General features: G+C 66.8%; 12 protein-coding genes and 5 pseudogenes. 11 read left to right on the top strand and 6 right to left on the bottom strand.

All coding sequences use genetic code 11. The annotated features are described in order from the left end of the window. Window positions 1–339 precede the first annotated feature (339 nt). Both V9U70_RS17175 and V9U70_RS17170 read left to right on the top strand, forming a co-directional pair. On the top strand, window positions 340–663 hold the full coding sequence (locus tag V9U70_RS17175; RefSeq protein ID WP_336676209.1) for a hypothetical protein: 324 nt from the start codon (window positions 340–342) through the stop codon (window positions 661–663). A 133-nt stretch (window positions 664–796) separates the two neighbouring features. Next, a complete protein-coding gene (locus tag V9U70_RS17170) occupies window positions 797–919 on the top strand; it encodes a hypothetical protein (protein WP_336676877.1) in 123 nt (40 codons plus the stop codon). A gap of 364 nt (window positions 920–1283) precedes the next feature. On the opposite strand, the pseudogene V9U70_RS17165 reads toward V9U70_RS17170, so the two are convergent. Continuing rightward, window positions 1284–1908: pseudogene (locus tag V9U70_RS17165) on the bottom strand (transposase family protein); the annotation flags it as partial. A gap of 754 nt (window positions 1909–2662) precedes the next feature. Between V9U70_RS17165 and V9U70_RS17160 the strand changes: the two are divergent. The 3 genes from V9U70_RS17160 to V9U70_RS17150 all read left to right on the top strand — a co-directional run bounded on the left by V9U70_RS17160 (window position 2663) and on the right by V9U70_RS17150 (window position 13888). Further along, window positions 2663–6685, top strand: a complete 4023-nt coding sequence (locus tag V9U70_RS17160; RefSeq protein ID WP_336676828.1) for a LamG-like jellyroll fold domain-containing protein — start codon at window positions 2663–2665, stop codon at window positions 6683–6685. Between the two features lie 125 nt (window positions 6686–6810). Then, window positions 6811–13632 carry a polymorphic toxin-type HINT domain-containing protein gene (locus V9U70_RS17155; protein WP_336676826.1) on the top strand — a complete coding sequence of 2274 codons (6822 nt, stop codon included), beginning with the start codon at window positions 6811–6813 and terminating at the stop codon, window positions 13630–13632. A 4-nt stretch (window positions 13633–13636) separates the two neighbouring features. Further along, entirely contained in the window at window positions 13637–13888 is a 252-nt protein-coding gene (locus V9U70_RS17150) for a hypothetical protein (RefSeq protein WP_336676207.1), read from the top strand. A 168-nt stretch (window positions 13889–14056) separates the two neighbouring features. On the opposite strand, the pseudogene V9U70_RS17145 reads toward V9U70_RS17150, so the two are convergent. The 4 genes and pseudogenes from V9U70_RS17145 to V9U70_RS17130 all read right to left on the bottom strand — a co-directional run. Then, window positions 14057–15322, bottom strand: a pseudogene (locus V9U70_RS17145) (tyrosine-type recombinase/integrase); the annotation flags it as partial. Further along, a complete protein-coding gene (locus V9U70_RS17140) occupies window positions 15319–15504 on the bottom strand; it encodes a helix-turn-helix domain-containing protein (protein ID WP_336676205.1) in 186 nt (61 codons plus the stop codon). The pseudogene V9U70_RS17145 and the gene V9U70_RS17140, both read right to left, overlap by 4 nt. A gap of 179 nt (window positions 15505–15683) precedes the next feature. Further along, window positions 15684–16046, bottom strand: a pseudogene (locus V9U70_RS17135) (replication initiator); the annotation flags it as partial. Window positions 16047–16104: 58 nt separating this feature from the next. Beyond that, window positions 16105–16845, bottom strand: a pseudogene (locus tag V9U70_RS17130) (IS256 family transposase); the annotation flags it as partial. Window positions 16846–16898: 53 nt separating this feature from the next. Here V9U70_RS17130 and V9U70_RS17125 point away from each other — a divergent pair. Continuing rightward, window positions 16899–18059 carry an IS30 family transposase gene (locus V9U70_RS17125; protein WP_473828700.1) on the top strand — a complete coding sequence of 387 codons (1161 nt, stop codon included), beginning with the start codon at window positions 16899–16901 and terminating at the stop codon, window positions 18057–18059. Between the two features lie 29 nt (window positions 18060–18088). Here V9U70_RS17125 and V9U70_RS17120 read toward each other — a convergent pair. Continuing rightward, a pseudogene (locus V9U70_RS17120) lies at window positions 18089–18630 on the bottom strand (transposase); the annotation flags it as partial. Window positions 18631–18754: 124 nt separating this feature from the next. Here V9U70_RS17120 and V9U70_RS17115 point away from each other — a divergent pair. From V9U70_RS17115 to V9U70_RS17095, 5 genes are all read left to right on the top strand, one after another. Next, window positions 18755–19564, top strand: coding sequence for a site-specific integrase (locus tag V9U70_RS17115; RefSeq protein ID WP_336676203.1), 810 nt, complete (start codon window positions 18755–18757; stop codon window positions 19562–19564). 86 nt (window positions 19565–19650) lie between these two features. After that, a complete protein-coding gene (gene pcaDC / locus V9U70_RS17110; RefSeq protein ID WP_419723990.1) occupies window positions 19651–20949 on the top strand; it encodes a bifunctional 3-oxoadipate enol-lactonase/4-carboxymuconolactone decarboxylase PcaDC in 1299 nt (432 codons plus the stop codon). 12 nt (window positions 20950–20961) lie between these two features. Next, window positions 20962–21609, top strand: coding sequence for an MBL fold metallo-hydrolase (locus V9U70_RS17105; protein WP_336676199.1), 648 nt, complete (start codon window positions 20962–20964; stop codon window positions 21607–21609). A 42-nt stretch (window positions 21610–21651) separates the two neighbouring features. Beyond that, window positions 21652–22431: an exodeoxyribonuclease III gene (locus V9U70_RS17100; protein ID WP_336676198.1), complete on the top strand. Its 780-nt coding sequence runs from the start codon at window positions 21652–21654 to the stop codon at window positions 22429–22431. A 146-nt stretch (window positions 22432–22577) separates the two neighbouring features. Beyond that, the gene (locus V9U70_RS17095; RefSeq protein WP_336676196.1) at window positions 22578–23324 is read left to right on the top strand and encodes a Clp protease N-terminal domain-containing protein; all 747 of its coding nucleotides are present in this window, start codon (window positions 22578–22580) and stop codon (window positions 23322–23324) included. The last annotated feature ends 52 nt before the right edge of the window (window positions 23325–23376 follow it).

Raw genomic sequence — 23376 nt, 5'->3', positions numbered from 1 at the left:
CCGCCACCCCAGGAGACCACGTACGCGTTCGTCGGGTTCAGGTACTGCTCGTACTCCCGCCACCACCGTTGCGACACCTTGCCCCACGGTGCGTCCGACGCGTTGGGCTCCGGGTCACCGGACCTCCCCGGCCTACGAGCAGTACTCGACCAGAAACATGCAGAGGGACCGGAACGAGCCGACTTCCACGCCCGTTTCCTCCCGGAACGGAAGCCGGCGTAGCCCCTCTTTCCCTGTGACGACTCTTTCGTCGTCAACGCAACGGGGCTCAAAGCCGACTCCTCGGGTCCCGTCCCCGAGCTCGAACGTATGAACGTTCAAGGGCGGGCAAAGAAGCGCATGACGAAACGGGGGATCATGCGACAGGACGGGCCGCGGGCGCAACCCGGCTTCCGCGGAATCAACCGCGCCACCCGCGGGGCCGGCGCGCTGCTGTGCTGGGCTCACGCGATCGCCCTGATCCTCACCGCGGCCGAGGCCCTGCACCGATCGACAGCCGGTTGGTGGGCCGCCTCCTGGGCCCTGACCGCCGGGCTGTTCCTCGCGTGGGCCGCTCTGCGGGCTGCCCAGAAAAGACTCCTCCGCCGGACCGCCGACCCCGAGGACGGAGGCTCTGACCCCACGTTCCCCGAGGGGCCCACGGACTACGACCGTGCCGCGTAGACGCGCCGCGGAGGAGCCGGCATCCCGATCTCCCACCGCCCGGGCCTCAGCCGTCCGGTGAGGAACCGCTGGGAGTCCCGCTCGGGTCACCCCACTGCTGTGGCATCGCGTGACAGATGAGAGGGTCGGACGGGTGAGCGAGACACCACCGAACACCCTGCAACACCGTTTTGACGGTCCGGAAGACGCTCCGGTCCTGGTCATCGGGCCTTCGCTGCGGGCCCTGATCGTGAAGGCCATCGCCTCTCTCGGCTGACCTCCAAGAACGAGGGGAGGCCGCACAAGACAGGTAAAAGTCTCCGTCCCGCCGGGCCACCCGTTTACGCGGCCAGCATCGCAAACCGGGCCGGCTCACCTCCGCTCGCGCAGAGAGCACACGCTCCAGTCGCGCCGGGCGGAACGGCGGGCCGGCTGAAGAGCACCCCTTGATGTACTTCAGGCCCCAGTCGATCTGCGGTTCACCTCCGTGTCGGCGGGCAGGAAACTTCCTGACCTGCACCTTAAGAAGGGCTTTGCATTTTCTTTGCCGTTCCTGAGGGGATGAGGCGCTCAGCCAGACGCATGCCATCACTCTATCCAGCTGCAGCTTGCAAGGTCGCCAAGGCGAGCACCGTGCTCCGTTACTGATCGAGGAACGGCCTGCGGAGCGCGAGTAGCGACATCAATGAGCTTCTTCGGCGTTGCCGCTCCAGTATGAGGACGGCCTTGGCGATTGACATCATGCGGTCGGGGCTGCAGCGGGACCTGTGGAAGATCCGCCAGGACTTCAGGCGAGCGACGCCACGTTCGACGGGTGCGCGTGCTGCGGCCAGGGCACGGTTGCGGGTCTTCTCGGTGGGGGTCAGTTCCTGTAGGGGCTTGCGTTTGATGCCGGTGGTCAGCCCCGGGCCGGCGCCCTGGTACGCGAGATCGGGCACGATGGGAACGCCCTGGCGCTCGCAGATCCGGATGATCCGGTGGGTGCGGGCGGTGGGTGCGGCCCGGCAGGGCGGGCGAGAGCCACAGCAGCCGGCCGGCGGGATCGGTGAGGACCTGCACGTTCACGCCGTGGCGGCGGTGCTTGTAGGAGTAGTCGGCGCGGCCGTCGCCGAACCGGTCGCATTTGGCGAGAGTGCCGTCGAGAAGGACGAAGTCGGGTTCGTGCAGCGTCTTGAGCAGACCCGGTGCGCGTGCGGCGAGCAGGTCGACGACCGCGCTGGTGTAGGCATGGGTGGTGGACTCGCTGATGTCGAACCCAGCAACGAGGCCCCCGAGCAGTGTTGTTGAGACGCCAGACGTCTCGATCAACCACCCGGGGGCCTTGCTCGTTGCGCTTCACGGGCCGTCACCCGATCGGTGGCCACATCGAAGAAGCTCAATGTCAGTCCCGTCCGACCGGATTCGCAGGCGGCTCGGAGAGGGCGTATCCGAGGGTGCGGTGCAGAAGCGCCGAACCACCACGGCTGGCTTCTACAGTCCCAGGCTAGGCGTCGAGAGTCGCGGCAGGGCTCGGCGTACACGTCTGACGTCCTGACTACGTCCGCGGGTGCCCGACCACCGCGGTTGCACGGCGGCTTCCACGCCACAGGTCATTCTGACCGGGCTGCCACGATGCTCGGTCTGCCTGTGAACAGGATGTGACGTAGCTGTGTACAAAAGTGTCGCAGGTCACCGCCCAGTTCGTGGCTCTGACCTCCTTTTGTCGAGTTCGTGCGGCTAGCCCGGACAACTGGTCGACACCTAGGGTCTCCTCAGTTTCTTCAATTGATCTTCATGCTGTGGGTGGGGGATGGAAGTGAGATCCCGGTGGAGTGCTTCTGGCGCGGCAGGGGCTGTCGCTGTCGCGCTGAGTGCGATATTGACGGTCGGACTGTTGCCAGGGCTTGTGTCCGCCGCGTCGCCGTCAGTGGTCTCCGACGCTGAGGGCGAGGCGACGAAGGCACCGGAGCCGAGGCTGTATTCGGAGGCTGAGGCGCTGGCTGAGGCGAGGGAGTCCGGCGAGAGCGTTGAGATCGCGTCGATGCGCGGTGAGACCCGTGAGGTGTTCGCCACGCCCTCGGGAGACTTGGAGGCGCGGGAATATCTGCGTCCGGTCTGGACCCGGGCCGGTGGGGATTGGAAGCCGGTCGACACGGATCTGTCCGCTTCGTCGGATGGCATGGTCGCGCCGAAGGCCACGACGGTGAAGCTGGCGTTCTCCGGCGGTGGTGATGCGCCGTTGGTGCGTATGGAGAAGGCCGGCCGTGAGCTTGCTCTGACTTGGCCGGGTAAGCTGCCCGACCCAGACTTGGACGGCAGCATCGCGACCTATCGGAACGTCCTTCCCGATGTCGACCTGCGGATGGGCGCTCAGGAAGACGGATTTACCCAGCTGCTGGTGGTCAAGTCCGCTGAGGCAGCGGGAAGCTCCGCACTTAAGGAGCTGCGGCTGAGGCTCGGCACCGAGGGTGTGGAGGTCCGCGAAGCATCCGATGGCGGCCTCGAAGCGGTTGACAAGGGTGCGAAGAGCGCGGTCTTCGAGGCGCCGAAGCCGATGATGTGGGACTCCAGCCCTGGCGAAGGAGCGCCTGCCGCCCGCACCGCCACCGGTGCTGAAGGTGAACGCGACGGGGAGCCGGGAGCTGGAGAGTCCGGCAAACTTGCCCCGGTGGATGTCGCTCTGACTTCGGGCGGCGACGAACTGGTGCTGACGCCGGATCAGGAAGTGTTGGCGGGCAAGGACACGCACTACCCGGTGTTCATCGACCCCCAGTGGTACTCGCCGCGTGCGTCGGCTTGGACGATGGCGTCGAAGTACTGGGCGTCCTCGCCGCAGTGGAAGTTCAACGGCGAGAACAACGCCGGTATGGGTTATTGCGGCTGGAACTACTGCGCGCCGCATGACACCAAGCGCCTCTTCTACCGTATCCCCACTTCGAAGTTCGCAGGCAAGTCGATTCTGTCGGCGGAGTTCGTCGTGCGGAACGTGCACTCCGCGTCCTGCACGAACCGGGGCGTGCAGTTGTGGCGCACGAAGGGCATCTCGTCCTCGACGACCTGGAACTCGCAGAACGCGTCAGGGTTTTGGATCGATCACCTGAAAACCGAGTCGTTCGCGTACGGCTACTCGGGCTGTGCGGCGAAGGATGCTGAGTTCGATGTGAAGTCGGCGGTACAGCAGGCCGCGAACGGCAAGTGGTCGACGATGACGTTCGGCCTCAAGGCCTCCAGCGAGACCGACAGATACGGCTGGAAGCGGTTCTCGGACAAGGCATTCCTACGAGTGAAGTACAACCGTCCGCCGCCGCAGGTGAAGATGTCGCAGCTGGCCATGGAGTACGGCGGCATCTGCAAGACCCCCGGAGCCGCGCCTCGGGTGCGCACCCTTGGCAAGATCTACGCGAACAACATCACAGACCCGGACGGCGACAAGGTGGCGTTGCAGTTCCAGGCGAAGTGGGATGCCGGCGACGGAAAGGGCCTGATCGCACGGTGGAAGCCGGCCCGCACGAGTGCGAAGGCTTCCGGCTCCAACTTCTCGATCAGTCTGCCGACATCGATCCCGCAGAACAAGACGGTCAACTGGTACGTACGCTCCTGGGACGGAGCACAGTATTCACCGTGGTCGTACGCGGGTGGTCCGACCGGCTGCTACTTCGTTTACGACACGACCGTGCCGGAGGCCCCGGCGATCACGTCGAGTGAGTATCCGGCCTCCAATCCGGAGAACCCGAACGATCCTTGGTGGGACGGGGTGGGCCAGTACGGTTACTTCAACCTGAAGGCCGCCGATACGGATGTGACCAAGTACTGGTACGGCATCAACTCCGATCCCACCCCGAAGAACGCTCTGGCTACCTCGGGTGGGGCGGCCCAGGTCGCGAAGGTCCTGCCGACCTCTTCGGGCGTCAACTTCATCACGGCGCAGGCCTTTGACGGTGCAGGCAACGGCAGCGAGGTGCGCACTTACCAGTTCCGGGTCAAGGCCGGCCAGCCCGATCGGGCGACCTGGCAGATGGACGAGTCCGCCGGAGCGACTGCCGCTGGGGGGTCGACGCCACCGCGTACTCTCGCTCTGCACGGCGGCGCGACCCCGGGCGCGGCGGGCGCGAGGAACACCGGAGTGCATTTCAACGGCACCGACGCCTACGCCTCCACCGACCTTTCACCGGTCGACACCAGTAAGGGCTTCGCGGTCTCCGCGTGGGTGAAGCTGGACACGAAGCCCAGCAGAGCAGCGATCGCGGTCGTGGTTCCCGGGAACAACGCACCTGGTCTCGAACTGTATTACTCGGCGACGTATGGCTGGTCGTTCAACCAGTACAAGTCGGATGACTCCGGTGGCGGTCTGGTGCGCGTCGCACAGGGCGACACCAGCAAGGTGACCGTCGGCGTGTGGACGCATCTGGTCGGCTCCTACAACTCCGCCGATGACGTCCTTGAGCTGTATGTGGACGGCACATTCGTTGGAGCGGTGCCGTACTCCACGCCGTGGGAGGCCCGGCGCGGACTGCAGATCGGCGGAAAGAACGTCACCGGAACCCCGAGCCACTTCTTCCCCGGCACCATTGATGAGGTGCAGCTCTTCGACAAGCCGCTGGTCCAAGGCGAAGTCAACAAGCTGAAGGCCCATCAGAGCGTCGGGGACCCGGGACGCCCGGCCATCGCGATGTTCCCGCTGGACGAGCCCGCCGACGCACAGGAGTTCAGCGGTCACGGCGGGGTACTGCCCGCGAAGTTCAACGGCGGCGTCACCTCCGGGCAGATGGGAGTGAAGGGCAAGGCGACAAAGTTCAACGGCACAGACGGATACGCCCGCATCGGGCAGACGAGCGGCCCGCATGTGAACACCAGCCGCAGTTTCACCGTCTCCGCTTGGGCCAAGCTGGACAAGGCGCCGGGCAAGGCGGCGATCATCACGGCCCAGGCAGGCATGCAGCGACCTGGCTTCGAGCTGTACTACTCCGCCACCTATGACCGGTGGGCGTTCAACCAGTACGCCGGCGACACCGCCGATGCGAAGATCATGCGTGCGATGCAGGCCGATGGCGTCACCGCCCGGGTCGGGGAGTGGGCGCACCTCGTCGGCGTCCACGACACCGTTGCCGACACACTCACCCTGTATGTCAACGGCACCAAGGCCGGTTCCGTCAAGCTCGGTGGCGCGTTCTACGCGAACCAGTCGATGTACATCGGCGCAACCAACCACAGCGGAACCATCAGCAACTACTTCCCCGGATCCATCGACGAGGTGCGCCTTTTCGACCGGCCGGTCTCCTCCGAGGAGGTGCTGCAGATGTACCGGCAGCGCCCCCTGGTGAAGTCCCGCTGGAAGCTCGATGAAGCCACCACCACGACCCCGGACGACGTCGGCACCGGCAACGCCATGAGATTGGCGGGTGGCGCGAAGATTGGCTGGGGCTTCATGGACTCAGGCCTGGAGCTCGACGGAGTGGGCGGCTACGCATCCACTTCGACGGTGCCGATCGATACCGGTACGAGCTTCACTATCGCCGGCTGGGCGCAGGCAGCCGCTACACCTGAGCAAGCGGCCGCGGTGGTGAGCGCTGAAGGCGCCGCGCAGAGCGCGTTCGTCCTCAGGTTCGTGCCCGATGCGAGCAACACCGAGGGGCTGGGCCGCTGGGAGGTTTCCTTGCCCGGCGCGGACACATCTGCACCGGCCGTGGTGCGGATCGCCAACAGCGAGTTCACCGACGTGATGGAGTGGAATCACCTGGCCTTGGTCTATGACGGCTTCAGCAAGCAGGCCCGGCTGTATGTGAACGGCTATCTCCAGGAGGTCGCCTGCGGCGATGCGGACGGTGACGGGGAGGTGGACGAGACAGGCTGCGAGGATCTGATCTCTTGGTCCGAGGACACGCTGACCTTCAAGGCAGGCAAGTCCCTCCAGATCGGTCGCGCTAAGGAGAACGGTGCCTGGGGCGGCTACTTCCCCGGTGTCGTCGATGACGTGTGGGCCTTCCAAGGCGCCCTGAACGACGAACAGATCGGAGTACTGGCCCGCAGCTGGTTCGACCTGCCGACCGAGGTCCCCTCCGGCTGACGCGCAACCGCCCGCGCCCCGCACAGCAGCGGGGCGCGGGCAAACGGTAATGCCTCCCTCCCACATTCGTGGTCGTGTCCCGCATCCACGCGGGCGCGGCACAGATAGCGATAGGCACAAGGATGATGAAACCCTTTTCCGGGGTGCGCTCCAAAGCATTCCTGTATCGAAGGACCTCACTGGTTCTGTCGGCGGTCATGGTCGGCGGACTCATACAGTTCACGGCAACCCCGCCGGCCAATGCCCAGGGCAATACCCGCCCCGACTTGCCGAACACCGATAGGCCGGTCGCGGGCGAAGATGATCAGAGGATCAAACCGCGCACCCTGACCAAGGGGGCGAAGACCCCGAGCAAGGCCCCGGCGGTCACCTGGCCCCAGGCAGGTTCGGCCGTGGTCGATATGCCTGACCCGACGTCCACGTCTGCACCCAAAGCGGTCGCCACCAAGGGGCTGCCGATCACGCTCGCATCCGCGAAGCGGGCCAAGGACTCCGTGCGCGGTGAGGTCGAGGCCCGCGTGCTGGACCGCAAGGCGACGGAACGCGCCGGGGTGCGGGGCGTGTTGTTCTCTCTCACCCCGAAGCGCGACACCACCAAAACCCTCAAGGGCACAGCCCGGAACACGGCCGCCGCCGACGGCGGCGACAGAACCACGGTCACGGTGGACTACGCCGCTTTCGCGGATGCCTTCGGCGGCGGCTATGCCTCCCGTCTGCAATTGGTGGAACTACCCCCCTGTGCGCTGACCACCCCGGGCAAGAAGACGTGCCGCACGGGCGAACCAGTGATAAGTGTCAACGACACCGGCAAACAGGAGCTGACTGCCAAGGCGGTCAGGCTGAGTGCTGAGGGGCCGACGGTTCTCGCCGTGGTCGCGGCGGCGGCGGGCGAGAAGGGCGACTACGCAGCGACCGACCTGGCCGCCTCTGCCGAATGGGGTACAAACCTCAATGCCGGCGATTTCACCTGGTCCTATGCCATGCCGGTGCCCGAGGTTCCCGGGGGCCTCAAGCCGAGTGTCGGCATGAGCTATTCCTCCGGGTCCATCGACGGACGCACGGGTGGCACCAACAATCAGGGGTCTTGGGTCGGTGACGGGTTTGACCTGTGGCCGGGCTATATCGAGCGAAAGTACAAGCCGTGCGCCGACGACGGCGAGAAGAACGCTGACGGCAACAAGCCCGGTGACCTGTGCTGGGGCTACGACAACGCCTTCATTTCCTTCAACGGCAAGGGCGGCGAGCTCGTCCCGGCCGGAGCGAACTCGTGGAAGCTGAAGAACGACGACGGCACGAAGATCGACCGCCTCAAGTCCACCAGCCGCGCCAACGGGGACAACGATGGCGAGTACTGGCGAGTGACCACCCCGGACGGGACGCGCGCCTACTTCGGCTACAACCGGCTCTCCGGCTGGGCCGAGGGTAAGGAAACCACCGACTCCACCTGGACGACTCCGGTCTTCGGGAACAACGACGGTGAGCCGTGTCATGCATCCGATTTCGCCAGCTCATGGTGCCAGCAGGGATGGCGTTGGAACCTCGACTACGTCATCGACGCCCACGGTAACGCGGTCACCTACTACTACAACACGGAAAAGAACTCCTACGGGCGCAACCTCAAGGCATCGGATGACACCCGCTACACCCGAGGCGGATATCTCGACCGTATCGAGTACGGGCTGAAGTGGGACAAGGCATACGTCGACAAGCCGCAGGCGAAGGTCGTCTTCAGCAACACCGAGCGGTGTATCCCGCAGTCCGGGGTGACCTGCGCGGCGGACACCATCGATGCCAACAAGCAGTACTGGTACGACACGCCGTGGGACCTGAACTGCAAGGCCGGCACCGACTGCGACAAGGGCCGTCTCTCACCGTCCTTCTGGACACGTAAGCGCCTGACCGAGGTCACCACCCAGGCCCTGAAGCCAGACGGCGCCTACGGCAAGGTCGACTCCTGGAAGCTTGCGCACCGCTGGGGCACGGCCGACGTCGACTACCAGCTCCTCCTTGACAGTGTCCAGCACACCGGCCACACCGCGAGCACACCGGTCACATTGCCGAAAACCACCTTCGCCTACACCCAGCTGGAGAACCGGCTGGACGAGACCGGCGACGGCATCGCGCCGTTCATCAAGTCCCGCCTGTCCACCGTCGCGGACGAATCCGGCGGCCAGATCGACGCCAACTACTCGACACCGGCGTGCAAGGAGGGCAGCCCTCCCACCCCGCACACCAACACAACCCGCTGCTTCCCGCAGTACATCGGCGGCGACAGCTTCAGTGACCCGGAGCTGCACTGGTTCAACAAGTACGTCGTCACCTCGGTCACCGCGACCGACCGCACGGGCGGTTCCCCGGACCAGGTCACGCAGTACGCATACCTGGACGGCGCGGCCTGGCACTTCGACGACACCGACGGGCTGGCCAAAGAGAAGAGCAAGACCTGGTCGCAGTGGCGTGGCTACGGCCATGTCCGGGTCAAGACCGGTGGTCAGGGCGGCTCGATGAAGTCGCAGTACGACTCCTACTTCCTGCGCGGCATGCACGGTGACCGCAAGGACAAGACCGGTGGCACCAAGTCTGTCACCGTGGCGCTCGCCGCCGGTGAGGGCGCGGCGATCACCGATCACGAGTCGGCTGCAGGCAGCAACTACAAAACGGTCACCTTCGATGCCCCGGGCGGCAAGGTGCTGGCCAAGTCGGTCAGCCGTCCCTGGCACCACGAGACCGCCAAGAAGGTCCGCGATTGGGGCACCGTCACCGCGAACTTCAGCGGCACCGCGGAGTCCAGGACATGGACCTCGCTCGACAACGGCGCGGGCGACAAGTGGCGCATCAGCGCGACTGCTGCGACATACGACACCGTTGGCGGCCGCCTCACCCAGGTCGACAATCAGGGCGACACCTCCAGTACCAGCGACGATCAGTGCACACGCACCACGTACGCCAGCAACATCAGCAAGAACATCCTCGCACTGCCGTCGCGGGTGGAGACCGTCGCCAAGGCATGCGGCACCACCCCTGACCGGTCCAAGGACGTCACCTCCGATGTCCGTACCGCCTACGACGGCGGCGCCTACAACGCCGCGCCGACCAAGGGCGACGCCACCAGCGTGGCGACACTGAAGAGCCACGACGGCACCAAGGCCACCTATCTGGAGACCGGCGCCACCTTCGACGGCTATGGCCGCGTGCTGACCAGCACCGATCTGACCGCCACCGTCACCGTCGACGGCACCGCCGCGCCGGTGCGCACCGCGCGCGACGACGGCCGCACCACCAAGACGTCGTTCAGTCCGGCCACGGGACTGCCCACCCAGACCACGTCCACCACCCCGCCCGCCAAAGCAGGGGACGCTGCCACCGCTCAGACCACCACCACCACGATCGACCCTCTGCGTAGCCAGCGGCTCACGCAGACCGACACTAACGGCAACGTGACCGAGTTCACCTACGACGCACTCGGCCGCAACGCCAAGGTATGGCTCGCCAACCGCAGAAAGACCCAGACACCGAGCTACGAGTTCGCCTACCGGGTGGCAGAAGGCAAGCCGGTCGCCGTCACCACCAAGCGCCTCAACAACAACGGCGGACAGATCAGCTCCCACCTGCTGTATGACGGGTTCCTGCGCGAACGCCAGAGCCAGACACCGGGGCCGGACGGCGGCCGCATCTTGACCGACACCTTCTACGACGAGCGCGGGCTCGCCACCAAGACGTTCGCGCCCTACTACGCCACCGGTGCGCCGTCAATGGAGCTGTTCAAGCCGGTCGACGCACTCGCGGTAGAAACCCAGACCCGCACCACGTTCGACGGCTTGGGCCGCGCAGTGCAGAGCCAGCAGATCGCCGGCAACGGCGACGGCGGCACCAGCCTCGCCACCACCAAGACGATCTACGGCGGTGACCGGACCACGGTCATCCCCCCAGCAGGCGGCACCGCCACCACCACCCTGACCGACGCCCGCGGCCAGACCACCGAGCTACGCCAGCACCACTCCCGCAACATCGACGCGGCCTACGACACCACCACCTACCGCCACACGCCGCACGGCCAGCTTGCCAAGGTCACCGACCCCGCCGGCAACTCCTGGAGCTACACCTACGACCAACTCGGCCGCCAGACCAAGAGCGAAGATCCCGACAAGGGCGTCACCACCACCGTCTATGACGACCGCGGCCAGGTGACCTCCACCAAGGACGCACGCAACACGAGCCTCTTCAACACCTACGACAACCTCGGCCGCCAGCTGGAGTTGCGCGAAGGCTCCGCAACCGGAAGCCTGCGCGCCAGCTGGGCCTACGACACTCTCACCGGAGCGAAGGGCCACCTGGCCGAGACCACCCGCTACCAGGCCGGCCACGCATACACCACCAAGGTCACCCAGTACGACAGGCTCTACCGGCCCATCAGGACCGCAGTGGTGATCCCCGACTCCGAAGGCGCCCTGGCCGGCACCTACCAGACAGGCACCAGCTACGCCCCCTCCGGCCTGGTCGGCGGGTTCAGCTACTCCGCGGCCGGGGCACTGCCCGGCGGCTCGGTCAACTACAGCTACGAGGACCAGACCCTGCGCCCGACGGCCGTGTTCGGCCAGGGCATGACCACCTCGGTCAAGTACAGCAACACCGGAAAACCGCTCCAGTACGAACTCGGTCTCACCGACAGCGGGAAGAAGACCTGGACCACCAACACCTACGAGTGGGGCACCCAGCGCCTGGCCACCTCCCGCGTCGACCGTGAGGAACAGGCCGGCGTCGACCGCCACGCCACCTACAAGTACGACGAGATGGGCAATATCCTGTCCATCTCTGATACCTCACGCACCGGCACTGACAACCAGTGCTTCGTCTACGACTATCTGCGCCGCGTGACGGAGGCATGGTCCCAGCCGTCCAACGCCTGCGCCACTACGCCCAGCACGTCCGCAGTCGGTGGCCCGGCTCCGTATTGGAACTCTTACACCTACGACAAGGTCGGTAACCGGCTCGCAGAGACCCGGCACGACCCGGCTGGCGATACCACTAAGAACATCCAGCGCACCTACAGTTACCCCGCGGCCGGCGCCAGGCAGCCACATACGCTCAGCTCCGTCGCCACCAAGAACGCGAGCGGCATCAGCACCGAAAACTACAGCTACGACAGCACCGGCAACACCACGGCCCGCCCAGGCCAGTCCTTGACCTGGGACGCCGAGGGCAAGCTTTCCAAGGTCACCGAAGACGGCAGGACCACCGAATACGTCTATGACGCAGGTGGTAGCCGCCTCATCGGCCGTACCGCCACCGAAACCACCCTCTACCTCGGCCACACCGAAGTCACCCTGCCCAAGGGCGCCACCACCGCCAAGGCCACCCGCTACATCGAAATCGGTGGCGGCCACCAAGCCATCCGAAGCGATGACGGCACATTCGACTTCACTATTGCCGACCATCACGGCACCGGCCAACTCGCCATCAACGCCGACAACCTCGCCGTCCAGCAGCGCCGCACGGATCTGTTCGGCTCTCCCCGCGGCACCACACCCTCCGCGTGGCCCGGCACCAAGGGCTTCGTCGGCGGCACCGACGACACCAAGGCCACCGGCCTGACCCACCTTGGTGCCCGCGAATACGACCCCGCGCTGGGCCGTTTCATCAGCGTCGACCCGATCATGGACCTCGCGGACCCGCAGCAGATGCACGGGTACACCTACGCCAACAACAACCCCGCGACATTTTCAGACCCCACCGGACTGGCACCCGAGGGGCGTTGCGGCGGAATCATCACCACCTGCGGCGACGCGCACAGCAAGCCGACGGTCAATGAATCCTGGACGCAGACCGAGAAGGGCTGGAGCTACCAGAGCTGGACGAGGGACAGCAAGGGAAATAGTTGGAGCTACAGCCGCCCTGCCGGCTTCGGCAGCGGATACACGTGGGAAATTGTCCAAGATCGGCCGAAGAACTGGGAAGAGACTGCCAATGAGTTGTCGTCGGTACCGATTCCACTCGTATCCATTCCGGCGACGGTCATATCTGCAGCCTACGACATAAAGCAAGGAGAATTCGATGCCGGTAAGGTCCTGAACTGCGCAGACGGTGTTACGGAAGCTATCAACTGTGCGGCGACAGCAGCGCCCGCGGTGAAGTCGCTGAAAACTGGAGCCAAAACAGTCAAGGGACTTCTCGGAAAGAAGGGGGAAAAGGGTGCTTCCGGCTGCAAATGCTTCCTCGCCGGCACAGACGTCCTCGTGTCAGACGGAGCAACCAAAGACATCGAGGATATTGAACTTGGTGACAAGGTGCTGGCCACCGATCCGGAAACAGGCGAGCAGGGTCCTCGCGAGGTAACCCGTCTCATACGCACCGAAGAAGACAAGAACTTCAACAAGCTCTTCATTGCGACCGAGAGCGGCATCGAGCAACTCACAGCAACCCACGAGCATCCCTTCTGGTCACCCTCCGAGAAGCGCTGGGTGCCTGCGAGGGAACTCACGAAGGGCATGACGCTTCGGACCGACGACGGCGACACGGTTATCGTCACCGGAAACAAGCCGTTCTCGAAGCACGCCCGCACCTACAACCTCACCGTCGACGACCTGCACACGTACTATGTGCTGGCTGGTCAGACGCCGGTCCTGGTTCACAACAGCAACTGTGATCCTCGCTTCTCGGTCGACTCCAAGGGGAACGCCACCGATCTCGCCAATCCGGGCGGCAGGGTTGGCGTTCCGAAACTTGAAGGTGGCACCCTGCAAGAAGTGGGCGGGCGCGTATGGGGTTCCGGAGATCCCTCCCACCTCGTAGGAACACGCGCTCCGGCTGATTTGCGCGGGTTGGCAAGCAGGGGTGATGCGGAGAAATTGCAGGACTTCTACCAGAGTGCAGCGCTCGCAGGAAAGGGCGGAAAGACTGCACCGGCGCGCGTGGTGCTGACTCAGGAGATCATCGATGCTTGGAGATAGTCAGGTGAGCAAGGAAGAGCAGGTCGTAGACCTGAAATTTGCGGCGGCGCAAGGGGAAAGCGTCGAGGTGTGCTTCGAGCCGGTAGGAACCACCTTCTCCCTGAGCGACGGTGAGGCGGTCTTTCTCCGGACCGCAATCTCAAACGTGGCCTCGCTTGAGATTGTCTCGTGGCCTAATGGGATTGGGGTTTGGGTTCCCTATCCCGGCGACTACGCGATCATTGACTCAAAGGGGAACGAAATCGATACGCTCTGATCCTCTCCCGTAAGAGAGCAGGGGCGCTCCGGATGCGTTGCGACGCCCCGGTGATGATGCCCAATCAGCGGCACCGGGAGTGAATCCACGATGCAAATCTGAAGCCCCGCCAGGTGACACCTGGCGGGGCTTCAACGTGGTCTGACGGCAACGGTGACGGCAACGCCAGCGGACGAGCGTTGCGGCAGGCGGCTCGTCAGGGGGTTCCTCGGCGTGCCATAGGGCGCCGCTCAGGGTGTCGATGGCTTGGCGTTGGAGGCGGAGTCGAACGTGGGCGTAGACGCCGGCGGTGACGCCGATGTGGGCGTGGCCGAGGAGTTCCTTGATCACGACGAGGTCGACCCCCTGTTCCAGGAGCAGGGTCGCAGTCGAGTGTCGAAGTTCGTGGAAGCGGATGCGACGGATTCCTGCCCGACCGAGGAAGCTGCGGAAGCGGCGGGTGAGGTTGGCCGGGTCGAGAGGCCGTCCTGTGGGTGTGGTGAAGACGAGGCTCTCGCCTCTCCCGTCCGGCCCTGCGATCTCGCGCTCCTTGTCCTGCCGCTCCTTGTGTTCTTTGAGGGAGTGGAGACATTCGGTCGGGAGGGCGATGCGGCGCTCGGACGCTCGGGTCTTGGTGGGCAGATGCGTGAGACCTCCGGTGCGAGTGCGCTGGAGCGAGCGCCGGATGCTGGCCGTTCCGGTGGTGAGGTCGAGGTCTTCCCAGCGGAGGCCGAGGAGTTCGCCCTTGCGGAGGCCAGTGCGGATGGCGAGTTCATACAGCGCGTGCAGCCGGTCGGCGCGGGCGGCGTCGAGGAAGTGGCGAGCCTCGACTGCGGTGAGAGGCCGGAAACGCGTCGGCCGGGGTGCGGTGGTCTTGACGTTGCGAGCGACGTTGCAGGGCAGCTCGTCTTCGCGGACGGCGTGTTCGAGGGCGGACTTGAGGACCGAATGCACGTAGGTCACGGTCGAGGGCGACAGTCGCTTCTGGCAGCACTCGCCGATGGCGCAGCACCTCTTCCGTTCGGTGTCTAGGCCCTGGGTGCAGCACTGGCAGGTGGTGCGGAGCCGGTCGAGGAAGGTGCGTACGTCCTTGGCCGTGAGGCGGGCGACCTTCTTGGTGCCGAGTCCGGGGATGAGGTGGAGGCGGACGCAGGCGGCGTATCGGGTATGAGTGTTCTCGCGGAGCCGGTGAACGGCGACACTGCCGAGCCAGTAGGTGAGGTAGTCGCCGACGGTGCTGTCGGCGGTGGCGGCAGGGAGACCGCGGTTGCTGTCGGCGATCTTCTCGGCGAGTTTGTCGGCGGCTTCTCTGCGGGTGGTGTCGTAGACGCGGACGCGTTTGCGGGTGCCGTTGGCGGCGAGGACGTAGCCGGCGGCTTCTCAGCGGCCGTCCTTGCGCTGGTAGATGGTGCCTTCGCCGTTGGCGCGGGCCTTCTTGCGCTTGGGGGCGGTCATCGAGCGGCTTCTTCCAGGTGGCGCTGGACGTAGTCGCCCAGGGCGTGGGTGGGGATGCGGCGGGCGCGGCCGATGGTCAGAGAGGCCAGGCGGCGGGTGCGCAGGAGGTCGTAGAGGGCGGAGCGGCCGATCTTGAGGCGGGCCATCGCCTCGGGGACGGTGAGGAGTTCGTCGTCACGCACCGGCTGTCACTCCCTGTTCGCGTGTCGGGCCGCCGTGGATGAGTGCGGCGAGGCGTTCGAGGTCTGGGGTGAGGCCGGTGCCGTCGTAGGCCCAGTGGGCGAGGACGAGGGTGGTCGGGGAAGGCGAAGGAGCGGGAGCGGCCGCTGACCTCGGGCCCGTCGATGTGGGCGCGGGTGGCTGCGATCTGGATGGCGTCGGCCAGGAGGTCGGGTGTGGCCCATGCGGGTGGCGGGGTGTAGGGGCCTGCGGGGCCGTCGAGGCGGATCACGGCGTGGAAGTGGATCAGTCCGCGCTGCTGGTATTCGGCGACCTTGGCGTACGAGACGCGGACGACCTTGGAGAGCAGTCGTTGCGGGACACCGGCTGCGGCGGCGATGGTGCGGCGCAGGTGGAGCATGAAGCGGGCCCACAGGGCGGGGGCGTGGGCGTTCCACAGCACGGCGCCGGTGTAGTCGTACCGCTCGGGGTCGAGTGGGGTGCCGAGGAGCGGGTCACTCTTGATGTGGGTGCGTCCGCAGCGGCAGCGGGCGGAGCCGCCCACGCGTCGCCCGTGAACGGGTCTGTCAAACGAGCGGTGTAACTCGGGTCGTTGAGGGATACTACCGTGCTGCGGAGAGTCGGCCGTCGAAGGTGATGTCGAAGGCGTTCAGCGCGGTCTTCCAGCGCATGGTCCAGCGGGCCTGGCCCTTGCTGGTCGGGTCCAGCGACATGATCGCCATGTAGACGCACTTCAGTGCGGCCTGCTCGTTGGGGCAGTGGCCGCGGGCCTTGACCGCCCGGCGGATCCTGGCGTTCACGGATTCGATCGCGTTGGTCGTGCAGACGATGCGGCGGATCTCGGTGTCGAAGCGGAGGAACGGGGTGAACTCCTCCCACGCGTTCTCCCAGAGCCGCACGATCGCCGGATACTTCATGCCCCAGACGTCGGCGAACTCGGCGAACCGGTCGAGTGCGGCTTCCTCGGTCGCCGCTGTGTATATGGGCTTGAGTACCTTGGCGATCTTGTCCCAGTCCTGGCGGGCGGCATAGCGGAAGGAGTTCCGCAGCAGGTGGACCACGCAGGTCTGCACGATGGTGCGGGGCCAGACGGTCTCGACGGCGTCGGGCAGGCCCTTGAGCCCGTCGCAGACGAGCATGAGGACGTCGCTCACGCCGCGGTTCTTGATCTCGGTGAGGATGTGCATCCAGTGCTTGGCGCCCTCGCCGCCGTCGCCGGCCCACAGCCCGAGGATGTCCCGGCGGCCCTCGACGGTGACGGCCAGGGCCACGTAGATGGGCCTGTTCGCGACCGCGCCGTCGCGGATCTTCACGTGGATCGCGTCGATGAAGACCACCGGATAGGCGGCTTGAGTTCTATCGGTGGTTGCGAATGCTGCGGAAGGAGAGTGTTCGCATGCCGAGGTACGCCCCCAACAGAGTGCCGACTGCTGTGAAGAAGAGGTACTTCGAGCTGCTGCACGAGGGATACCGAGGTGCGGCTGCCGCCCGCCAAGTCGGGGTGTCCACGAGCTGCGGCTCGTTGTGGTTCATCGATGCTGGAAGCATGATCGTTCCTGACGGCGGCCCAAAATCGCCGCGCTTCCTCACCCAAGACGACCGCATCGCGATCGCCGACGGCCTGCGCGCTGACCAGAGCGTGAAGCGGATCGCATCGTCGATCGGGAAGAGCTTTCAGAGCGTCTACCGGGAGATCAAGCGCAACAGCAAGCCTGATGGCCGCTACAACCCTTGGTGGGCCCACAACCAGGCACTCCTGCGTCGCAGGCGCCCCAAGGAAGAGAAGATCCGGGCCGGCGAACCGCTGCGAACGTTCGTGCGCGAGAAGCTCACTGAGAAGTGGTCACCTCAGCACATCTCACGCCACCTGACCCGCGAACACGCCCCCGACACATCAATGCGGGCCTGCCCAGAGACGATCTACCGGGCCCTGTTCGCCAGCCAGCTCGGACGTCGCGTCGCCAAGCTCCGTACCGGCCGAACCCGACGTAGGAAGCAGCGTCGCGGAGTGCCGACCCTGAACAAGATCAAGAATATGACGCTGATCCATCAGCGCCCCGTCGAGGTCAACGACCGCAGAACTCACGGGCATTGGGAAGGCGACCTGATCATCGGCCGCGGACAGGGCTCCGCGATCGGCACCCTGGTCGAACGCACCACTCGCTACGTCCATCTGATCCACTTGCCCGCCGGTTGGAAGGCCCCGCAAGTCCGCAACGCGCTGATCACACAGACCGCGCACATCCCACCCCAGATGAAGCGGACCCTCACCTGGGACCAGGGGCGCGAACTCACACTCCACGAGGACATCGAGGCCCTCACCGGCTTCCGGATCTACTTCTGCGACCCTCACTCGCCTTGGCAGCGCGGCACCAACGAGAACATGAATGGCCTGCTGCGGCAGTACTTTCCCAAGGGCACCGACCTCTCCGTCCACACCGCACAAGACCTTCGCGCCGTCGCCCATCAGCTCAACCGCCGACCTCGCATCGTGCTCGGAGACAAGACCCCAGTCGAGGCCATGCGAGAATGCCTCGCAAGCCCATTGACCAGGTAATTCGCAACCATTGATGGAATCCGCCCCGCGTCCAGGGGCCGGTTCTGCCATTCGGCCATGCCTTCGAGGACCTTGTCGGTGATCGTGGAGATCGTCTGGCGCGACACGTCGGCGCCATAGACCTCGGCCAGGTGGGCCTGGGCCTCGCCGGTGGTCAGGCCCTTCGCTGCGAGTGAGATGACCATCTCGTCGACGCCGGACAGACGCTTCTGGCGCTTCTTGACGATTTTCGGCTCGAAGGAGCCCTCGCGGTCGCGGGGCACGGTTATCTCCACCGGGCCGACATCGGTCAGTACGGTCTTGGCGCGGGTGCCGTTGCGTGCGTTACCGCTGTTCTTCCCTGCCGGATCGTGCTTGTCATAGCCGAGGTGGTCGGTGATCTCGCCCTCGAAAGCGGACTCGAGGAGCCGCTTCGTCAGCTGCTGGAGCAGCCCGCCCTCGCCGGTGAGCTGAAGGCCCTCGGCCTGGTCCCGGTCGACCACTCGTCGATCAGCCGGTCGTCCACAGACTTCACCGGCGCGGTCTCAGACGGTTCGCCGACCTCGGCCTCGGTCACGTTGTTGCTGGTCATCGATGCATCTTCCATGATCGGGAGTTACACCGAACGTTTTACAGTCCCCTGGCCAGGAAGGCGGAGGACTTCGAGGAGAGCACCGTCTACAGCTACACCATGACTCTGGCGCGTCTTCGGGGGAATGCTCGGGCACATCCGGCTACAGGATCTTGCCGAGGACGATATCGAGGCGGGGATGAAGTGGGCGCTGCGCGAGGGCTCGGCGCGAGGTGGCAAGGCGGGTACGGGGCTGGGGGTGGCCTCGGTCGAGATGTCACTGGCGCGGTTGAAGGAGGCGCTCGACCGGGCGGTGGCTCGGCGCCTCGTTGAGGTGAACGTCGCCCGAGAGGTGAAGGTCCCTCGCAACTATCGGAAGGCGGAGCGGCGGATGAAGACGGTGATTCCGCCCTGGAACCTCCAGGAGGTGCGCGCCTTCGTGGGCGCGGTCATGGACGACCGTCTGTGTGCCGTCCTTCTCCTGTCCCTGATGGGTCTGCGGCCGGCGGAGACCTGTGGCATGCCCTGGAGCGACGTCGACCTCGGCCAGGCCACCCTGACCGTCAGCCGGATCCGGACCCTGATGGGCAACAAGGTGGTGGTTGGAAAGGACACCAAGTCCTTTGCAGGGGAGCGTCAGCTTCCCCTTCCCGACCTGGTGGGCGACGCCCTCGCCGATTTCAAGGCCACGCAGATCGCGGAGAAGCTCGCGGTGGGGGAGAGGTACGAGGACAACGGATACGTGCTCGTGGACGGGGTCGGCAGGGCACTCAACGGGCGGCAGCTGCGTGAGAGGGCGTACAAGGCCATGGCCGAGTACTCGCTGCGCCGGGTCCGGCTGTACGACGCCCGCGCGAGTTGCTCACGTACCCGGCGAACAAGGGGGTGCCGGACCACCTTCTTGTCCGCTGGGCAGGTCACACCGAAGTCCGCACGACCAAGCGCTGGTACGTGAAGCCGGATGTGGAGGGTCTACGGCCGACGGAGGCTAAGTGGGGAGAACTGGCGAGTGCCCGGACCCGCCTACGAAGCGCCTGTGAGATGTGGGAGCGTGAGCGGGTGAGTGAGAAGAATGTTGAATCCCTGAAATACCGCTTCGACGGGCCAGAAGACGCCCCGGTCCTCGTCATGGGGACCTCCCTCGGTGCTACCTGGCACATGTGGGACCGGCAGGTGCCCGAGCTGGCTCAGCACTGGCGGGTCTTCCGCTACGACCTGCCCGGTCACGGCGGGGCCCCCGCCCAGGCCGTCGACTCCGTCGCCGAGCTGTCCGACCGGCTGCTCGCGACGCTGGACGGGCTCGGCGTCCGGCGCTTCGGCTACGCGGGCTGCGCGATCGGCGGCGCGGTCGGCGCCGACCTGGCCCTGCGCCACCCGCACCGGGTCGCCTCGCTGGCGCTCGTCGCCTCCTCGCCCCGGTTCGGCACACCCGACGAGTTCCGTCAGCGCGGGGTGATGGTGCGGGCCAACGGGCTGGAGCCGATGGCCCGCACCGCGCCGGAGCGGTGGTTCACCGCCGGTTTCGCCGCCGCGCAGCCCGCCATCGTCGAGTGGGCCGTGCAGATGGTCCGCACCACCGACCCCGGGTGCTACATCGCGGCCTGTGAGGCGCTCGCGGCATTCGACATCCGGGCCGATCTGAGCCGGATCGGCGTCCCCACTCTGGTCCTGGTCGGGGCGGAGGACCGGGTGACCGGGGCCGCCGAGGCCCGCACCCTGGTCGCCGGAATACCCGACGCCCGCCTCGCCCTCGTCCCCGGGGCCTCCCACCTCGCACCGGTCGAGCAGCCGGCCGCCGTCTGCGACCTGCTCCTGACGCACTTCTCCACCGCCTGGCAGGACACCCTCTCCGCATTCCCCGCGCCGAGCCTCGTCCCCGGCCCCGCCGCGCCCGCGCCCTTCGCCCCCGTGACAGAGGCCGCCTCCCCGGCCGCGCCCGAGGCCGCCGCGCCGGCGCCGGACGAGCGGTACGAGCGGGGGGCGAGGGTGCGCCGCGAGGTGCTGGGGGACGCCCATGTCGACGCGGCCGGCGCCGCTTCGGACGCGTTCACCGAGGACTTCCAGGAGCTGGTCACCCGGTACGTCTGGGGTGATGTCTGGAGCCGGGACGGGCTGGACCGCCGTACCCGCAGCTGTGTCGCCCTCACCGCGCTCGTCGCCTCGGGCCGGCTGGAGAGCCTGGCCGCCCACACCCGCGCCGCCCTGCGCAACGGACTGACGCCCGCCGAGATCCGGGAGGTCCTCCTCCAGACCGCCGTCCACTGCGGCGTCCCGGCCGCCGACGCGGCCTTCGCCGTCGCGCAGAAGGTGATCCAGGAGGAAACCACTCCGCCCGCGTAGCAGGATGGAGGGATGAACGCGACGCCTCTGACGCTCACCAAGAAGACGCACTCCTGCATCCGGATCGAGAAGGAGGGGCGTGTCCTGGTCATCGACCCCGGCGGCTTCTCCGAGGACGACGCGGCGCTCGGCGCGGACGTCCTCCTGGTCACGCACGAGCATCCCGACCACTTCGACGAGGCACGCCTGCGGGCGGGGCTGGAGACCAATCCGGCGGCCGAGGTGTGGACCCTGCGGAGCGTCGCCGAGCAGCTCTCCGCCGCCTTCCCGGGGCGGGTGCACACGGTCGGCCACGGTGACGCGTTCACCGCCGGCGGGTTCGACGTCACGGTCCACGGCGAGCTGCACGCGGTCATCCACCCGGACATCCCGAGGATCACCAACGTGGGCTTCCTGGTCGACGGCTCCGTCTTCCATCCCGGCGACGCGCTGACCGTCCCCGAGCGCCCCGTGGAGACGCTGCTGCTGCCGGTGATGGCCCCGTGGAGCAAGATCTCCGAGGTCATCGACTACGTGCGCGAGGTGGGGCCGCGGCGTGCCATCGACGTCCACGACGCCCTCCTGACCGATCTCGCGCGGCCGATCTACGACCAGCAGATCGGCGCCCTGGCCGGCGCGGAGCACGGCCGGCTGGCCCCGGGCGGCGTCACGGAACTGTGAGCGGTACGGCGACTGTCAGTGGGAGCCGCTAGGTTTGCTGCCATGCGCATCGCCACCTGGAACGTCAATTCGATCACCGCCCGGTTGCCGAGGCTGCTGGCCTGGCTGGAGAGCAGCGGCACCGACGTGCTGTGCATCCAGGAGACCAAGTGCGCGGCCGAGCAGTTCCCCTTCGAGCAGCTGCGGGAGCTGGGGTACGAGTCCGCCGTCAACGCCACGGGCCGGTGGAACGGAGTCGCGCTGGTCTCCCGGGTCGGGCTCACCGACATCGTGGCCGGGCTGCCCGGCGGCCCGGAGTACGACGGGCTGCCCGAGCCTCGCGCGATCTCGGCCACCTGCGGCCCCGTGCGCCTCTGGTCGGTCTACGTGCCCAACGGCCGGGAGGTCGAGCACCCCCATTACGCGTACAAGCTGCGCTGGCTGGAGGCTCTGCGCAAGGCCGTGACGGTGGACGCCGCGGGGACGCTGCCGTTCGCGGTCCTCGGCGACTTCAACGTGGCCCCGACCGACGACGACGTCTGGGACCCGGCCCTCTTCGCGGGAGCCACGCACGTCACGCCGGCCGAGCGCGCCGCCCTCGCGGCCCTGGAGCAGGAGGGCCTGAGCGAGGTGCTGCCCCGCCCTCTCAAGTACGACCGCGCGTACACCTTCTGGGACTACCGCGAGCTGAGGTTCCCGAAGAACAAGGGCATGCGGATCGACCTGACCTACGGCAACGCCCCTTTCACCGCCGCCGTCAAGGACAGCTATGTCGACCGCGAGGAGCGCAAGGGGAAGGGAGCGTCCGACCACGCCCCGGTGGTCGTGGACCTCGACCTCTGAGTCCGGGCCCCGGATGGGGCGGACCACCGGGGGGCGGCCCTGAGGGAGGCGGCGCTGAAGGAGGCGGCCCGGGGGAGGCGGCCGAAACCGCGACCGGGTGACAACCCGAGGTTGACACTCAGGAGGTGTCAACTTAGGGTTGACGCATGACGCAGCCCACTCCCGCCGTCCCCTCCCTCCGCCTCGACGACCTGATCCAGGCCATCAAGAACGTCCACACCGACGCTCTGGACCAGCTCACCGGCGCCGTCGTCGCCGCCGACCACCTCGGTGACGTCGCCGACCACCTGATCGGCCACTTCGTGGACCAGGCGCGGCGTTCCGGCGCCTCCTGGACGGACATCGGCCGGAGCATGGGGGTCACCCGCCAGGCGGCCCAGAAGCGCTTCGTGCCCAAGAAGACCGACGAGACCTCCGACCTGGACCCCAGCCAGGGGTTCGGCCGCTTCACGCAGCGGGCCCGCAACGTCGTCATGGCGGCCCACAACGAGGCCCGGGCCTCCCGGCACGGCGAGATCCTCCCGGCCCACCTGGTGCTCGGCCTCCTCACCGAGCCCGAGGGCATCGCCGCCCGGGTCGTCGCCGGGCAGGGTGTGGCGCCGGACACCGTCCGTGCGGCGGTGGCCGCCGTGCTGCCTCCCCCCGTGGAGGAGGCGCCGGAGCTGATCCCCTACGACGCGGACTCCCGCAAGGTCCTGGAGCTGACCTTCCGCGAGGCGCTCCGGCTCGGGCACGACTTCGTCGGCACCGAGCACCTTCTGCTCGCCCTGCTGGAGTTGGAGGACGGCTCGGGGGTGCTGACCGGCCTCGGCCTGGGCAAGGAGGCGGTCTCGGCCGCTGTCGAGACCGCGGTGGCCGAAGCGGCGGACGCCCTGGGGCGGCAGCAGCCCTGACCGCGCGTCCGCCCGTCCCCGGACGGCGGGCTCCGGGGCCCTCCCGTGCCCG

Source organism: Streptomyces pratensis (assembly GCF_037137275.1).
In the GTDB taxonomy this organism is placed as follows: Bacteria; Actinomycetota; Actinomycetes; order Streptomycetales; family Streptomycetaceae; genus Streptomyces; species Streptomyces pratensis_B.
Note: the sequence above shows the minus strand (reverse complement) of the source record. Positions and strands in the feature narration are given on the sequence as shown.

Coding starts and splice junctions, on each gene's coding strand:
- V9U70_RS17175 (WP_336676209.1), top strand. CDS start 340: ATGACGAAACGGGGGATCATGCGACAGGACGGGCCGCGGGCGCAACCC.
- V9U70_RS17160 (WP_336676828.1), top strand. CDS start 2,663: ATGCGCGGTGAGACCCGTGAGGTGTTCGCCACGCCCTCGGGAGACTTG.
- V9U70_RS17155 (WP_336676826.1), top strand. CDS start 6,811: ATGAAACCCTTTTCCGGGGTGCGCTCCAAAGCATTCCTGTATCGAAGG.
- V9U70_RS17125 (WP_473828700.1), top strand. CDS start 16,899: ATGCCGAGGTACGCCCCCAACAGAGTGCCGACTGCTGTGAAGAAGAGG.
- V9U70_RS17115 (WP_336676203.1), top strand. CDS start 18,755: ATGCTCGGGCACATCCGGCTACAGGATCTTGCCGAGGACGATATCGAG.
- pcaDC (WP_419723990.1), top strand. CDS start 19,651: ATGTGGGAGCGTGAGCGGGTGAGTGAGAAGAATGTTGAATCCCTGAAA.
- V9U70_RS17105 (WP_336676199.1), top strand. CDS start 20,962: ATGAACGCGACGCCTCTGACGCTCACCAAGAAGACGCACTCCTGCATC.
- V9U70_RS17100 (WP_336676198.1), top strand. CDS start 21,652: ATGCGCATCGCCACCTGGAACGTCAATTCGATCACCGCCCGGTTGCCG.
- V9U70_RS17095 (WP_336676196.1), top strand. CDS start 22,578: ATGACGCAGCCCACTCCCGCCGTCCCCTCCCTCCGCCTCGACGACCTG.